Here is a 13,491-nt window from a genome sequence, read left to right as displayed (position 1 = left end):
CGCGCCCCGGCGACGCTGCGCAGCCCCGCCGGGCGCGCATCGTCCCTGCTACAGCGACAGCCCCGCGGGCAGCGCCTCCGCGTGGACGACCTCGAGCCGGCGCGTGGGGCGCGTGAGCGCGACGTACAGGTCGCCGGGCCGCTCCGCGATCTCCGCGGGCTCGACCACGACGGCCACGTCGAACTCGAGGCCCTTCGACTCGCGCGCCGTGTAGACGTCGATGGTCGGCGTGCCGAGGGCCTTCCGCAGCGCGCCGTGCAGGCGCGGCGGCGCGATGACGGCGACCAGGCCGCCCTCGCCCTCCGCGAAGCCGGCGGCGTGACGGTGCGCGATGCCCGCGGCGGCCGCGATCGGGTCGCGGTCGCGCGTCGCGGCCGTCGCGTCGTCGAGCTCGCGCGCCGCGCGCAGCTCGCTCACGGGCAGGCGGGCCTTGCGGGCGTACGCCTGCGCCGCATCGGCCACCGCGGCGGGGATACGGTACGAGATGGTGAGCTCGCGCAGCTCCCAGCCGGTCTGGAACAGCGGGTCCATCGTCTCGGGCCACCAGCGGGTGCCCGCGACCGACGTGGTCTGGGCGACGTCGCCGACGATCGTGAACGAGCGCGTGGGGCAGCGGCGCAGCAGCATGCGCCACGCCATCGGGCTGAGCTCCTGAGCCTCGTCGACGACCACGTGGCCGTACGTCCACGTGCGGTCGCCGCGGGCGCGCTCGGCGACCGACAGGCGCGTCGTGCCGCCCTTCATGCGGGCCGCGAGGGTCTCGGCGTCGACCTGGATCATGCTCTCCTGGCCGAAGGTCTCGAGCACGTCCTTCGCGTACTGGATCTCCTCGTCCGACGGCTCGTCGGACCGGCGGCCGCGCCCGCCCGGCATCTCGCCGAGCAGCTCGGCGGCCTCGTCGAGCAGCGGGACGTCGGCCTCCGTGAACGGCGCCGCGGACGGGCGCAGCAGCAGGTCGCGCTCGTGCATGGGCAGCATGCGCGCCGCGTGGTCGAGCAGGTGAGGCTTGGAGAACAGGTCGCGCAGCAGCTGCTGCGGGGTGATGGGCAGCCAGCACAGGTTGATGGCGATGCGCACGTTGCGGTCGTCGCGGACGTCCCGCTCGAGCTCGATGCGGTCGTCGTCCGAGTACACCTCGAGCTGCTCGACGAGCTGCTTGGTGAGGCGGCCGATCATGTCCTTCGCGAACGAGGCACGCGCCTCGTTGTGCGGGCGGCCCTCGCGGCGCGCGCGGCCCTGGGCGTCCTTGACGTCCGAGCGCTTGATCACGACGGTGCGGCCGTCGATGCGGATCTCCTTGTCGGCCCGCGGGACGCGCTGGCGCTCGCGGACGGCGGCCTTGACGACGTCCGCCATCACGGTGCGGCCCTTGATCTCCGCCGACCCGTCCGGCTCGACGGCGGTGACGTCGATCCCGGGCACGAGGCCCGCAAGGGTCGTCGACACGGCGCCGGTCTCGCCGAGCGAGGGCAGCACGTGGTCGATGTACCGCAGGAACGTCTTGGACGGGCCGATGAGCAGCACGCCCCGCGACTCGAGCTGCTCGCGGTGGTGGTAGAGCAGGTACGCGGCGCGGTGGAGGGCCACGGCGGTCTTGCCCGAGCCGGGGCCGCCCTGCACGACGAGCGCGCCGGTCATGGGTGCGCGGATGACGGCGTCCTGCTCCGCCTGGATGGTCGCGACGATGTCGCCCATGCGCCCGGTGCGGCGCGCGCCGAGCGCGGCGAGCAGCGCGCCCTCGCCCGCGAGGGCCTCGTCGGCGCCCATCTCGCGCAGCGCGTCGACGTCGAGCACGTCGTCCTCGACCGCCGTGACGCGGCGGCCCTGCGTGGTGAGGTGGCGGCGGTTGACCACGGGCCCCGGGTTGGCGGCGGTCGCGGAGTAGAAGGCGCGCGCGGCGGGGGCGCGCCAGTCGGTGAGCAGCGGCACGTGCTCCGCGTCCGACAGGCCGATGCGGCCCACGTAGAAGCGCTCGCCGTCTCGCAGGTCGAGCCGGCCGAAGCACAGGCGGTCCTCGACCGCGTCGAGCTGGGAGATCCGGTCCTCGTACAGCGTCGCGAACGCGTCGCGCTCCGAGCGGTTCTGCGGCGAGCCCGACGGGCCCTCCTTACGGATCGCGGCGAGGCGGTCGTCCGCCTCGTCGCGCAGCTCGTCCAGACGCGTGTACAGGCCGTCCACGACCTCCTGCTCGGCCGCGAGGCCGCTCCGCTCGGCGGTCAGTCCGCGCTCGTTCGCCATCGGCATTCCCTCCGCACACCCTGTGTTGACTTCAGCAGGGCAGTCCCTCATTATCGCGCGTCCTGGCGCTCCTCGGAAGCACCCTCGCCGCACGAGGGTTTCGCGGAGGGCGAGAACGGCAGACGCGAGAGGGCGACGGTGGAAGGATGGATGATCATGGAACGACCGCTGCTGAGCTGGGACCCGGACGGCGTCCAGGCGTGGGCCGACGTCGCGCCGGAGCACGGCTCCGTGCTGGTCCACTCCCTGAGGGGCTTCATCGACGCGGGGCGCGCGGGCGCGCTCGTCGCGGACCACATCCTCGAGACCGGCGACCCGCAGCGCATCGCGACGTTCGACATCGACCAGCTGCTCGACTACCGCTCCCGGCGCCCCGAGATGACCTTCTCGGTGAACCAGTGGACGGCGTACGACGAGCCGCACCTCGCGCTCGACCTCGTGCACGACCAGGAGGGCTCGTCCTTCCTGCTGCTGCACGGCTTCGAGCCGGACATCCAGTGGGAGCGCTACATCGCGACGGTGCGCGAGGCGGTCGACCGCCTGGGCGTCGGGCTGACGCTGGGCTCGCACGGCATCCCCATGGCCGTGCCGCACACGCGTCCCCTCACCGTCACCATCCACGGCACCGACCCGGACCTGCTGCCGGACTCCGCCTCGATGTTCGGCACCGTCACGGTGCCCGCCTCCGCGCAGAACCTGCTCGAGTACCGCTTCGGCCAGTGGGGGCTGCCGGCCGTCAACGTCGCGGTGCACGTGCCCCACTACCTCGCGCAGTCCTCGTACCCACAGGCCGCGCAGCGCGCGCTCGAGGGGCTCGAGGACCTGTCGGGCCTCGACCTCGACCCCGCCGCGCTCGACGACGCGGCCGCCATCGCGAGCGAGGAGATCGACCGCCAGCTCGCGGAGAGCGAGGAGGTCCAGGCGCTCGTCGAGGCCCTCGAGAACCAGTACGACGCGTTCCACGAGGCGCGCGGGCGCGGACTCGAGGTCGAGGGCGGTCTGCCCTCCGCGGACGAGATCGCGGCGGAGTTCGAGAAGTTCCTGGCGCAAGAGCGCAGGGATCCCCCCACTCAGCCCTGATTTCTGCCACACTTGGCGCGGTTGCAAGAACGTAGTGTGCAGGAACCTGTCTCACCTGGGTCGGGGAGTGGCATTGCGGCGACAAGGCGGGGCACGGGGTCCCGCCTTCCCGTCCTCCGGGCAAGAAGGTAAGGAATGACAGGCATGGCACAGGGCTCTGTGAAGTGGTTCAACGCCGAGAAGGGTTACGGCTTCATCGCGCAGGACGGCGGCGGCGCCGACGTCTTCGTCCACTACTCGGCGATCGAGACCGACGGCTACCGCAGCCTCGACGAGGCGCAGCGCGTCGAGTTCGAGGTCACCAACGGCCCCAAGGGCCCGCAGGCGGAGAAGGTTCGTCCGCTCTAAGGCGTCGATTCGTCGCACGGCCGTCGTCCCGCGAGGGGCGGCGGCCGTCGTCGTTCCCGGGGACGATGCGCGGGTCGAGGCGCGCTCAGCCCGCCCAGTCCGTCGTCACGCCGGTGGGCAGCGGGGCGGACGCGGCGTAGCGGCGCAGCGCGCCCGGGTCGAGGCTCCCGCCCCGGACCGCGGCGATCACCACGTTGCCGCGGCGGCGGCCCTTGAGGACCGCGTGCTCGCCGATCGCCACGACGCCGCCGAGCGCCTCCCGCGCGGCGGCCACGTCGGCGGCCGCGGTGCGGTCTCCCGGCCGCGTGCCGACGTTGGCGAGCGCGAGGCCCCCGGGGCGCAGCGCCCGCGCGGCGTGCGCCCACCACTCCGGGGAGGCGAGGGCCGCCGGCGTCGAGTCGCCCGCGAACGCGTCGCGGACCACGAGGTCGAGGCTCTCGTCCCGGCGTGTCGCGACCGCCTCGAGCCCGTCCTGCGCGCGGATGCGCAGGCGGGGTGCGCGCGGCAGGTCCCACCACGTGCGCACGAGCTCCGGAAGCGTCGCGTCGACGTCGACCGCGATGTGGCCCGAGTCGGGCAGGCGGTGCGCGAGGTGGCGCGGGAACGCGCACGCGGCGGCGCCGACATGGAGCGCCAGCATCCGCGGCGGTGCGCCCCACGCGTCGACCGCGGCGGACAGGTGGCGCATGTACTCGAAGGCGAGCGCGTCGGGATCGGGGTCGAGCGGGGAGCTGGGAACTCCGTTGACCCATAGGAACGTTGTCCCATCGGGCTCGTCGCGCAGCTCGGCGACTCCGGTCGCGATGGCGAACTCGACGCCGCGAGGCACGTCAGGGGCGACGCGTACGGTCCGGTGGCGGGGCATGGGCTCACGATAAACGCTCGTCTGGTACGCGGGACGTGCGACCGATAGACTTGACAACACGGTGCAGGGAAGGAGGGCGAGATGCCGCTGTCGGAATACGAGCAGCGCGTGCTCGAGCAGCTCGAGAGGGATCTTGGCTCGGACGCGAAGCTCGGCTCTGCGATGGCGCGGGCGTCGAGGCCCCGCGGTCGTTACATCTGGGCCGGCGTCGGAGTGGTCGCCGGCCTTGCCATCGTGGTCACCGGTGCCGTGAGCCAGCTCATCGTGGTCGGCGTCGCCGGCTTCGCCGTGATGCTCGCCGCCGCCGTGTGGGCGCTGCTGACCCCGCGTCCGGCCGCCGGACGCGCGCCGGGCTCCGCCCCGGCACGTCGCCGCAAGGCGGACAAGAGCTTCATGACCCGCATGGAGGAGCGCTTCGACCGCCGCCGCGAGCAGGGCGACATCTGACTTCTGCAGTTCTGAGCGAGGGAGCTGCGTTGCGCTGACAGGACCACGCCCGAGGGCGTGGTTCCGTCGCGTCCGGGCAACAGGCGTTGCCGTTGGCCGTTCCTCGTGCGGCGCCGACCATCGCAGGTCCGCCGCGGCGGTCAGCGACCCGCCTGCGCGCCCTTCTCCGCCTCGCGCGCCGCGTGGGCGACGTCGTCGACCCACCCCGCCAGCACCTCGGTCTCGACGGCGCTGCCGGCGGGCGCGTAGCGCGCGTCCTCGACCGCCGCCCGCAGGAGGGCCAGCGACGCGCGCGCCTCGTCGCCCAGGTCGGGGCCCTCCGCGAGGATCCACAGCTCGGTCTCGGCCGGGGTGAGCGTGTCGTCCCCGGCGCGCGCGCCCAGGCGCCGGCGCATCGTCTCCCAGGCCGACTCGGCATCCGTGACCGCCGCGGCCCGCGCGCGAGTGCGCGCCCACAGGGCGGCGCCGCCCGCCGCGCCGGCCAGCCCGAGCACGAGCACCACCACCCACGGGAAGCCGGACGAGCCGTCCTCCCCGCCGGCCTCCGCCTCGACGGTCGCCTCCGGGACCGGCGCGCGGGACGGCAGGGTCGTGGGCCGCTCGGTCGGCTCCGGGGCGAGCGTCTCCTCCGGCGCGGCGTCGACGTCCGTCCACGGAGGCCTGTCGCCCGTCTGCACCGCGGGGGTGGGCTCGAAGCGCACCCAGCCGTGGCCGGGGAAGTACAGCTCGGGCCATGCGTGCGCGTCGCGGCCGCGCACCACCCACTCCGAGCCCTCCGAGGAGCCGCCGAGGTAGCCGATCGCCATGCGCGCCGGGATGTCGAGCGTGCGCGCCATCACCACCATCGCCGTCGCGAACTGCACGCAGTAGCCGCGGCCGTCCGCGAGGAAGGCGGAGACCGAGTCGCCGCCGGCCGGCGCGACCTCGGTGCTGTACTCGAAGTTCGCGCCGCGGAAGTACTCCTGGAGCGCGAGCGAGGCCTCGAACCGGTCCGTCGCGGACGCCGTGATCGTCTCGGCGATCTTGCGCACCTTGTCGATGTCGATCCGCTCGTTGAGGTCGAGGTAGCGCTCCGGGACGTTGGAGTCGCCGCCGGCGTCGATGAGCGGGTCCGCGGCGCGCAGCGACTCCTCGGTGTGGAAGTCGACCGCCTGGCGCACCGTGTAGCGGAGGTCCGCCGTGCCCTCGGGGCGGTCGATGAGCACCTCGTCGGTCGAGGCGTCGTAGCGCCACTCGCTGCCGGCGGCGAGCGTGCGGGGAGCGGCGGGCACGAGGACCCGTGACTCCGCGCTGTTGCCGAAGCGGATCGCGAGCGTGCCGGGCTCGGCGATGAGCGGGCTGCCCGTGTCCTCGGGCCACAGGACGCCGGTGGCGGGGGCGGTGTCGCCCACCGGGTCACGGTCCCACTGGGTGCCGTCGAAGCTTCCGAACGAGTAGGCGCGCAGCACGTCGACGCGACCCGAGTCCGACGTGTAGGTGAGCACCGGCTCGGCCGACTGCTCGGTGAGCGAGTTCCGCAGGTCGATCTCGAGGTCGAGCCGCGACGTGCCGCCCAGGGCGGCCGGCAGCGTGAGCCGCGGCATCGCGCCCCAGCCCGGCCCGCCGATCGCGAGCGGCGCCGCGATCAGCGCGACGAGCACGGTGGCCGCGGTCGCGGCGAGCGCGGCTCCGGGCGCCGCCGGGGACGCGCCGTCGCGGGCGCGCGCACGCCAGGATCCGCGGTCGCTGCGGCGGGACAGCGCGATGACCGCCAGCCACGCGGCGAGCGCCCCCGCGAGGGCGAGGGTCGGCACGCGCCGCTCCAGCGTGAGGGCGGGCAGCCACGGCGCGAGGAGCAGGAAGCCGGACGATGCGGCGAAGCCCGCGCCGACGGCGAGCGCGTCGACCACGAGGAAGAGGGCCACGACGGCGAGCGTGATCGCGCCCGCGAGCGACGTCTCGACCTCCGCGGGCGCGACGCTGGACTGGGCGTACCAGTACGCGCGCTCGGCCACGAGCCGCAGCCCGTCGAGCGTCTCGCCGCGCGGGATCCAGGAGGTCCCGCCGTCGGCGGTGGGGACGTAGGCGACGACGATGAGCCACGCGCCGGCGAGCGCGCCCGCCACGGTCGGCAGGAAGGGCCGCCCGGTCGCGAGCCGCGCGAGCACCACGACGGCCGCGGTCGCGCCGAGCACGGCGCCCATGGGCCGCAGCCAGTCCCCGAACACCACGAGGCCCGACAGGCCCCCCACCCCGAGGCCCGCGGCGATCGCGATGAGAGGTGTGGCGAGGAGCCGCCAGCGCCCGCCGGTCACAGCTCCTCCTCCGACAGCAGGCGCGCCCATGCCTCCTCGAGCGGCTCCGGCTCGAGCGTCGCGACGGCGCGCCAGCCGGACGCGCGCAGCGACTCGACGGTGCGCTCTGCCCGGGCCCGCGCCGCCTGCGGCGCCCTCACGAGCGCCCACGCGCGCCCGGACTCGCCGAGGGGTGCGAGCGCGCGCAGCGCGACGGGACCCGACGGCTCGATGATCGCGACGACCACGTCGCGGTGTCCCGGGTCCAGGCGGCCCGCGCCGGCGGCGATGAGCCGGTCCGCCTCGGCGGTGCTGTCCGTGGGTGCGAGGTCGACGGTCGAGTCGAGCAGCGTCGCGCGCGCCGACTCGGCGGCGCGGCCGTGCGTGTCGTGGATGGAGGTCTCCTGCGCGCCCGCGACGAGCCGCACCGGGTGCCCCGCCTCGACCACCGACAGCGCGACGGACGCCGCGGCGGTGATCGCCCACTCGAGACCCGTCTGCACCGGCGGCAGACCGAGCAGGATCGTCGCGGCGGTGCGGCCCTGCTGCTCCTCGGAGCGCACGAGCAGCGTGCCGCGCCGGGCGGAGGAGGCCCAGTGGACGCGGCGCAGGTCGTCGCCGTCGCGGTAGTCCCGCAGCGACGCGTCGTCCGCCGCCGGGGTGCGGGCGCCGGCATGCGCGCGGTCGGCGGTGCCCATGAGCTCGCCCGCGCTCGCGGCAAGGTCGACGACCACGGGCCACACCGCGACCTCGAGCGAGCCGCCCACGGCACGATCCGACCACGCGAGCCCGAACGGGTCCGCCGTGCGCGCGAGCGCCGGCCCCAGCAGCCACCGGCCGCGCCGGGTGGGGGACAGGCGGTAGCGCAGCTCCACGGCTCCGGGCCGGCGCGAGATCGCGGCGCGGGTCCCGGCCCCGCCCGTGAGCTCGGCAGCGGCCTGCTCGCGGAGCCGCAGGCCGCGCGCGAGGGCGCCGCGCGCGGCGACGCGGACCACGACGTCGCCGGGGGTGCCGGCGCTGAGCGTCGCGGGCGCCACGGCGCGGGTCACGGTGTCGACGCGGGCGCGTGTCGCGAGCACCTGGGCGACGATCCACACGGCGGCCACCCCGACCGCGGCGACCACGGTCGCGCCGATGAGGACGAGCGGCGCGGAGGCGAAGCCGATCCCGACGAGCAGCAGCGAGCCGCCGCCGGCCGCGAGCCCGACCCCGCGCGGGGTCACGACGGTCTCCGCGCCCTCCGCACGGCGCTCGGGGACCGGTCGGCGCCTCATCCCCGGGACAGCGCCTCGGGGGCGCGCGCCGCGGGCACCGCGACGCGCGCGAGGATGTCGTGGATGACGGCCTCGGCCGAGCGACCGGCGGCGCGCGCCTGCGCCGCGGGGATGACCCGGTGGGCGAGCACGGGAACGGCGAGGGCCTTGACGTCGTCGGGCAGCACGTGGTCGCGGCCCGCCATCGCCGCGCGCGCCTTCGCGGCGGCGAGCAGCTGCAGCGACGAGCGGGGCGAGGCGCCGAGGCGCAGGTCCGAGCTGTCGCGGGTGCCGCGCACCACGTCGACGAGGTACTGCTTGACCGCGGGCGAGGCGTAGATGCCGCGCACCGTCGCGATCGCGCCCTGGAGGTCCGCCGCGGTGGCGACCGGGCGCACCTCGGCGAGCGGGTCGTGCCCGTCGTGCGCGTCGAGCATCGCGATCTCGTCGCCGGTGCTCGGGTAGCCGACCGCGATCCTCGTCATGAAGCGGTCGCGCTGCGCCTCGGGCAGGGGATAGGTGCCCTCCATGTCGATGGGGTTCTGCGTCGCGACCACGAGGAACGGGCTGGGCAGGGCACGGGTCTCGCCGTCGACGGTCACGGCGCGCTCCTGCATCGACTCGAGCAGCGCGGCCTGCGTCTTGGGCGAGGCGCGGTTGATCTCGTCCGCGACGACGATGTTCGCGAAGACGGGGCCCGGGCGGAACTCGAAGCGGTGCTCGTCGCCGCGGAACACGCTCACGCCCGTGACGTCCGAGGGCAGCAGGTCCGGCGTGAACTGGATGCGGCCGACGGTGGTGTCGAGCGCGCGCCCCAGCGCGCGGGCGAGCGTGGTCTTGCCGACGCCGGGCACGTCCTCGAGGAGCAGGTGGCCCTCGGCCAGGATCGTCGCGAGCGTCGCGTCCACCGCATCGTCGAGGCCGGACAGCACCGTGTGCAGCTGTGAGCGCACACGACGGGCGAGATCGGCGACCTCGGCGAGCTGCTCGGCGGTCGGGACGGTCGTCGTCATGGTTCCCCTCTCCCTTGTTCCGAGCCTAGTTGAGCAGAAAGCGCCGTGGGGGGCCAATTTCCCTCCACCGCACTCCACGCCATCTACCTGCGTGTTTGAAAGAACTTGCGAAGTTTTCCCTGCAAATCCCGCGACAGGTGGAGAGAAGTGGAGTAAAGTGGAGGCACTGGGAGGGACGGGGAGCCTGAGGGGAGGGCCGATGTCTGAGACCACGACGTTCGGGCTTGGCCCCACGGGCGTGTTCCTTGGCACGTTCACGCCCCGCCTCGATGACAAGGGGCGGCTCATCCTCCCGGCGAAGTTCCGCGGCCGGCTGTCGTCAGGCCTGGTCGCAACCCGCGGTCTCGACCGCTGCGTTTTCCTCTTCCCCCTGGACGAGTTCGCGCTCATCCACGACCGGCTGCGCCGCGCGCCGCTCGAGAACAAGGCGGCGCGGGACTACCTGCGCAGCTTCCTCGGGCACGCGAGCGACGACATCCCCGACAAGCAGGGCCGGATCCTGCTGTCGCAGCCGTTGCGCCGCTATGCGGGGCTCGAGCGCGAGGTGGCCGTGGTGGGCATGGGATCGCGTGTCGAGGTGTGGGACGCGGAGAGGTGGGAGCAGTACCTCGAGGCCGGCGAGGACGCGTATGCGGAGACGGCGGCGGAGATCTTCGACGACATGTAGTGAGAGCGCGTGCCCTGTGGCCTCCTCCCGGATCGCTCTGGCGGACTTCCCCCCGCCAGAGGAGCTCGGAGGGAGACCACGGGGCACGGGCCGGACCCGGTGAGGAGGGTCGATGGGCGAGCAGGAGCACGATGCGCGGGACGCCGCGGCGTCGCGGCACACGCCGGTGATGCTCGAGCGCTGCGTCGACCTCCTGGCACCCGCGCTCGACCACGAGGGCGCCGTCGCGATCGACGGCACGCTCGGCATGGGCGGCCACACCGAGGGCATCCTCGAGCGCTGCCCGCAGGCCCGCGTGGTCGGCATCGACCGCGACCCGAATGCGATCGCGCTCGCGAGCGCGCGGCTCGCGCGCTTCGGCGACCGCTTCATCGCGCACCACGCGGAGTACGACGACATCCCCGGCGCGCTCGCGGCCGCGGGGGCCGACCACGCGGACGGCATCCTGCTTGACCTCGGCGTGAGCTCGCTTCAGATCGACGACGCGGAGCGAGGCTTCTCGTACGCGCAGGACGCGCCGCTCGACATGCGCATGAACCCCGAGGACCCGGTGTCCGCGGCGGACCTGCTGCGCGACGCCGACGAGCGCGAGCTCACGCGCATCCTCCGCGAGTACGGCGAGGAGCGTTTCGCCTCCAAGATCGCCCGCTCGATCGTGCGCCGCCGCGAGACCGCGCCGATCACCCGCTCGGCCGAGCTCGTCGACCTCGTGCGCGCGTGCATCCCCGCCGCGACTCGCTCGCCCGGCGGCGGCAACCCCGCGAAGCGCACCTTCCAGGGCTTGCGGATCGCCGTCAACCGCGAGCTCGAGGTGCTCGAGCGCGCCATCCCCGCCGCGATCGAGGGTGTGGGCGTCGGCGGTCGCGTGGTGGTGGAGTCGTACCACTCGCTCGAGGACCGCATCGTCAAGCGCGCGTTCGCCGCCGGCGCGGAGACGCAGGCACCGCCGGGCCTGCCGGTGGTCCCCGAGGCCGACCAGCCGTACCTGCGCCTGCTCACGCGCGGCGCGGAGAAGGCCTCGCCCGAGGAGGCGGAGGCCAACCCGCGCTCCAAGCCCGTCCGCCTCCGCGCCGCCGAGAGGCTCCGTCCCACCCCGCCCGAGCGCCTGAGGAGGCTCGCATGAGCGCCGCACCCCAGCGTCAGCAGCGTGCCTACGCCCCTCGGCCGGAGGCGTCGCCCGGACGCCACCTGCGCGCGGTCGCGGCGCCCCCGACGGCGCGCTCGCTCGTGCCGTTCGCGATCGCGTGCGTCGGCGTCGTGCTCGCGGCGCTCGCGGCGGTGCTCCTCATCAACACGACGATGGCCGAGGGCGCGTACGAGCGCCGCGACCTCAAGATCCAGATCCGCGACCTGCACGTCCAGCAGGCCGCGCTCCAGGAGACGCTCGACACGAACGCCTCGCCCGAGGAGCTCGCGCGGCGCGCGGCTCGGCTCGGCATGGCTCCCGCGGCGGCTCTGGGCTTCGTGTCACTATCGGACGGCATCGTCCTCGAGACAGGGAAGAAGTAGACCGGATGCCTTCGCCCCGCGCGCCCCGCCTGGCGGACCCGCGGCTGCGACAGCGGCTCATGACGGGCTTCCTGCTCGTCGTGCTCGTCGTCTTCGCGGCCCGGCTGGTGATGATCCAGGCGGTCAACTCGCAGTCGATCGCGTCCGAGGCGCTGTCGCAGCGCCTCGTCACCAAGGAGCTGACGGTCCCGCGCGCCGACATCGTCGACCGCAACGGCGTCGTCCTCGCGACCTCGGTCGAGCGCTACAACGTGGGCGTCAACCAGCAGAAGATCAAGGAGTTCACGCGCACCGAGGACGGCGAGGTGGTCGCCTCCGGTCCCGCGGGCGCCGCCGAGATCCTCGCGCCGATCCTCGACGTCGACGCCGCCGAGCTGGGCGCCAAGATGATCGGCGACAGCACGTTCGCCTACCTGGTCAAGGACATCTCGCCCGAGACGTGGGAGCTCGTGGCCGCGGAGAAGATCCTCGGCATCGAGCCCGAGCCGGTGTCCAAGCGCGTCTATCCCAACGGCTCGCTCGCGGGCAACGTCGTCGGCTTCATGGGCGGCACCTCCGAGGGCACCGGCACGGTGGGCCTCACCGGCGTCGAGGCGGCCTACGAGGACGAGCTCGAGGGCGAGGCCGGCTCCCTCACGTACGAGCGCGACTCCACCGGCGCGTACCTCATCCCCACGGGCGTCCAGGAGGAGACCGCGGCGGTGCCCGGCGAGGACGTGGTCCTCACGATCGACCGCGACATCCAGTGGTACGCGCAGCAGCGCGCCCAGGAGGCGGTCTCCGAGACCGGCGCGAGCCAGGCCACCGTGGTGGTGCAGGACACGCAGACCGGCGAGATCCTCGCGCTCGTCGACTCCGACAGCGTCGACCCCAACGACCCGGCGGCGTCCGACGCCGAGGACCGCGGCGCGCGCTCGGTGTCGACGGTGTTCGAGCCCGGCTCGACCGCCAAGGTCATCACGATGGCCGCCGCGATCGAGGAGGGCGTCGCGACGCCGCTCACCCACTTCACCGCGCCGTACAAGTACACGACCGAGAACGACCAGACCTTCACCGACTCGCACGAGCACGACAAGGAGAAGCTCACGCTGTCGGGCATCCTCGCGACGTCCTCGAACACCGGCACCGTGCAGGTGGGCGAGCTCATGAGCTCGGAGACGCGGTGGAAGTACCTCAAGAAGTTCGGCTTCGGCGAGACCACCGGGGTGGGCCTCAACGCCGAGTCGGCCGGCATCCTCGCGGACTGGGACGACTGGGACGGCCGCCAGAAGTGGACCACCACGTTCGGCCAGGGCCTCGCCGTCACCGCGCTGCAGACCAGCCAGGTCTTCTCGATCATCGCCAACAAGGGCCTCAAGATCCAGCCCTCGGTGGTCAAGGGCTACCAGGACGAGGACGGCACCTTCACGGCGCGCGAGACCGAGGAGCCCGAGCGGGTGGTGTCGAAGTCGACGGCCACGCAGGTGCTCACGATGCTCGAGGACGTGACGCAGGACGGCGGCACCGGCGTGCTCGCGCGCATCGACGGCTACCGCGTCGCCGGCAAGACGGGAACCGCGCAGGCCGCGGGCCCCGACGGCCGCCTCACGTCCATCGTCGCGTCCTTCGTCGGCATCGCCCCGGCGGACGACCCGCGTATCGTCGTGTCCGTCATCCTGCTCGATCCCAAGACCGAGATCTGGGGCGGCACCACCGCCGCCCCCGTCTTCAAGGATGTGGCAACCTTTGCGTTGCAGTCCCTGCGGGTGCCGCCGTCCACGACGGAGCCCACGCTGTACCCGACCACCTGGAAGTGAGA

12 protein-coding genes are annotated in these 13,491 nt (G+C 73.9%); 7 read left to right on the top strand and 5 right to left on the bottom strand.

The features are described 5' to 3' along the window. Positions 1–48 precede the first annotated feature (48 nt). On the bottom strand, positions 49–2,238 hold the full coding sequence (locus AOM07_RS08785; RefSeq protein WP_062312889.1) for a HelD family protein: 2,190 nt from the start codon (positions 2,236–2,238) through the stop codon (positions 49–51). A gap of 150 nt (positions 2,239–2,388) precedes the next feature. Between AOM07_RS08785 and AOM07_RS08780 the strand changes: the two genes are divergently transcribed. Both AOM07_RS08780 and AOM07_RS08775 read left to right on the top strand, forming a co-directional pair. Further along, positions 2,389–3,318, top strand: coding sequence for a PAC2 family protein (locus AOM07_RS08780; RefSeq protein WP_156165437.1), 930 nt, complete (start codon positions 2,389–2,391; stop codon positions 3,316–3,318). Positions 3,319–3,462: 144 nt separating this feature from the next. Then, positions 3,463–3,666, top strand: coding sequence for a cold-shock protein (locus AOM07_RS08775; RefSeq protein ID WP_062312887.1), 204 nt, complete (start codon positions 3,463–3,465; stop codon positions 3,664–3,666). Positions 3,667–3,751: 85 nt separating this feature from the next. Here the strand turns inward: AOM07_RS08775 and AOM07_RS08770 are convergent, their stop codons facing one another. Next, positions 3,752–4,531, bottom strand: a complete 780-nt coding sequence (locus AOM07_RS08770) for a spermidine synthase (RefSeq protein WP_062312885.1) — start codon at positions 4,529–4,531, stop codon at positions 3,752–3,754. Positions 4,532–4,612: 81 nt separating this feature from the next. On the opposite strand from AOM07_RS08770, the gene AOM07_RS08765 reads away from it, so the two are divergent. Continuing rightward, positions 4,613–4,978, top strand: coding sequence for an SCO2097 family morphological protein (locus AOM07_RS08765; RefSeq protein WP_062312883.1), 366 nt, complete (start codon positions 4,613–4,615; stop codon positions 4,976–4,978). Between the two features lie 140 nt (positions 4,979–5,118). On the opposite strand, the gene AOM07_RS08760 is transcribed toward AOM07_RS08765, so the two are convergent. The 3 genes from AOM07_RS08760 to AOM07_RS08750 are packed head-to-tail and all read right to left on the bottom strand — an operon-like array spanning position 5,119 to position 9,517. Next, positions 5,119–7,272, bottom strand: coding sequence for a transglutaminase TgpA family protein (locus tag AOM07_RS08760; RefSeq protein WP_062312881.1), 2,154 nt, complete (start codon positions 7,270–7,272; stop codon positions 5,119–5,121). Then, complete coding sequence (locus AOM07_RS08755) at positions 7,269–8,525, bottom strand: DUF58 domain-containing protein (RefSeq protein ID WP_062312879.1); 1,257 nt, start codon at positions 8,523–8,525, stop codon at positions 7,269–7,271. The genes AOM07_RS08760 and AOM07_RS08755 overlap by 4 nt, the downstream gene beginning before the upstream one ends. Continuing rightward, positions 8,522–9,517, bottom strand: a complete 996-nt coding sequence (locus tag AOM07_RS08750; protein WP_062312877.1) for an AAA family ATPase — start codon at positions 9,515–9,517, stop codon at positions 8,522–8,524. The genes AOM07_RS08755 and AOM07_RS08750 overlap by 4 nt, the downstream gene beginning before the upstream one ends. Before the next feature lie 238 nt (positions 9,518–9,755). Here AOM07_RS08750 and mraZ point away from each other — a divergent pair, with 238 nt between their 5' ends. The 4 genes from mraZ (at position 9,756) to AOM07_RS08730 (ending at position 13,489) form a co-directional block, all read left to right on the top strand. After that, complete coding sequence (mraZ, locus tag AOM07_RS08745; protein WP_500778339.1) at positions 9,756–10,184, top strand: division/cell wall cluster transcriptional repressor MraZ; 429 nt, start codon at positions 9,756–9,758, stop codon at positions 10,182–10,184. A gap of 112 nt (positions 10,185–10,296) precedes the next feature. After that, a complete protein-coding gene (rsmH, locus tag AOM07_RS08740; RefSeq protein WP_062312873.1) occupies positions 10,297–11,307 on the top strand; it encodes a 16S rRNA (cytosine(1402)-N(4))-methyltransferase RsmH in 1,011 nt (336 codons plus the stop codon). Then, positions 11,304–11,693 carry a cell division protein FtsL gene (ftsL, locus tag AOM07_RS14745; protein ID WP_062312871.1) on the top strand — a complete coding sequence of 130 codons (390 nt, stop codon included), beginning with the start codon at positions 11,304–11,306 and terminating at the stop codon, positions 11,691–11,693. Before rsmH ends, ftsL begins: the two co-directional genes overlap by 4 nt. Positions 11,694–11,698: 5 nt before the next feature. After that, positions 11,699–13,489, top strand: coding sequence for a peptidoglycan D,D-transpeptidase FtsI family protein (locus AOM07_RS08730; RefSeq protein ID WP_156171893.1), 1,791 nt, complete (start codon positions 11,699–11,701; stop codon positions 13,487–13,489). Positions 13,490–13,491 lie beyond the last annotated feature (2 nt).

The sequence above is a fragment of the Demequina rhizosphaerae genome (assembly GCF_000971255.1).
Taxonomy (GTDB): Bacteria; Actinomycetota; Actinomycetes; order Actinomycetales; family Demequinaceae; genus Demequina; species Demequina rhizosphaerae.
Note: the sequence above shows the minus strand (reverse complement) of the source record. Positions and strands in the feature narration are given on the sequence as shown.

What these genes read in the sequence shown, in the direction of transcription:
- rsmH (WP_062312873.1), top strand. Translation starts at nt 10,297, where the DNA reads ATGGGCGAGCAGGAGCACGATGCGCGGGACGCCGCGGCGTCGCGGCAC.
- ftsL (WP_062312871.1), top strand. Translation starts at nt 11,304, where the DNA reads ATGAGCGCCGCACCCCAGCGTCAGCAGCGTGCCTACGCCCCTCGGCCG.
- AOM07_RS08780 (WP_156165437.1), top strand. Translation starts at nt 2,389, where the DNA reads ATGATCATGGAACGACCGCTGCTGAGCTGGGACCCGGACGGCGTCCAG.
- AOM07_RS08765 (WP_062312883.1), top strand. Translation starts at nt 4,613, where the DNA reads ATGCCGCTGTCGGAATACGAGCAGCGCGTGCTCGAGCAGCTCGAGAGG.
- AOM07_RS08750 (WP_062312877.1), bottom strand. Translation starts at nt 9,517, where the DNA reads ATGACGACGACCGTCCCGACCGCCGAGCAGCTCGCCGAGGTCGCCGAT.
- AOM07_RS08785 (WP_062312889.1), bottom strand. Translation starts at nt 2,238, where the DNA reads ATGGCGAACGAGCGCGGACTGACCGCCGAGCGGAGCGGCCTCGCGGCC.
- AOM07_RS08755 (WP_062312879.1), bottom strand. Translation starts at nt 8,525, where the DNA reads ATGAGGCGCCGACCGGTCCCCGAGCGCCGTGCGGAGGGCGCGGAGACC.
- AOM07_RS08730 (WP_156171893.1), top strand. Translation starts at nt 11,699, where the DNA reads ATGCCTTCGCCCCGCGCGCCCCGCCTGGCGGACCCGCGGCTGCGACAG.
- AOM07_RS08770 (WP_062312885.1), bottom strand. Translation starts at nt 4,531, where the DNA reads ATGCCCCGCCACCGGACCGTACGCGTCGCCCCTGACGTGCCTCGCGGC.
- AOM07_RS08775 (WP_062312887.1), top strand. Translation starts at nt 3,463, where the DNA reads ATGGCACAGGGCTCTGTGAAGTGGTTCAACGCCGAGAAGGGTTACGGC.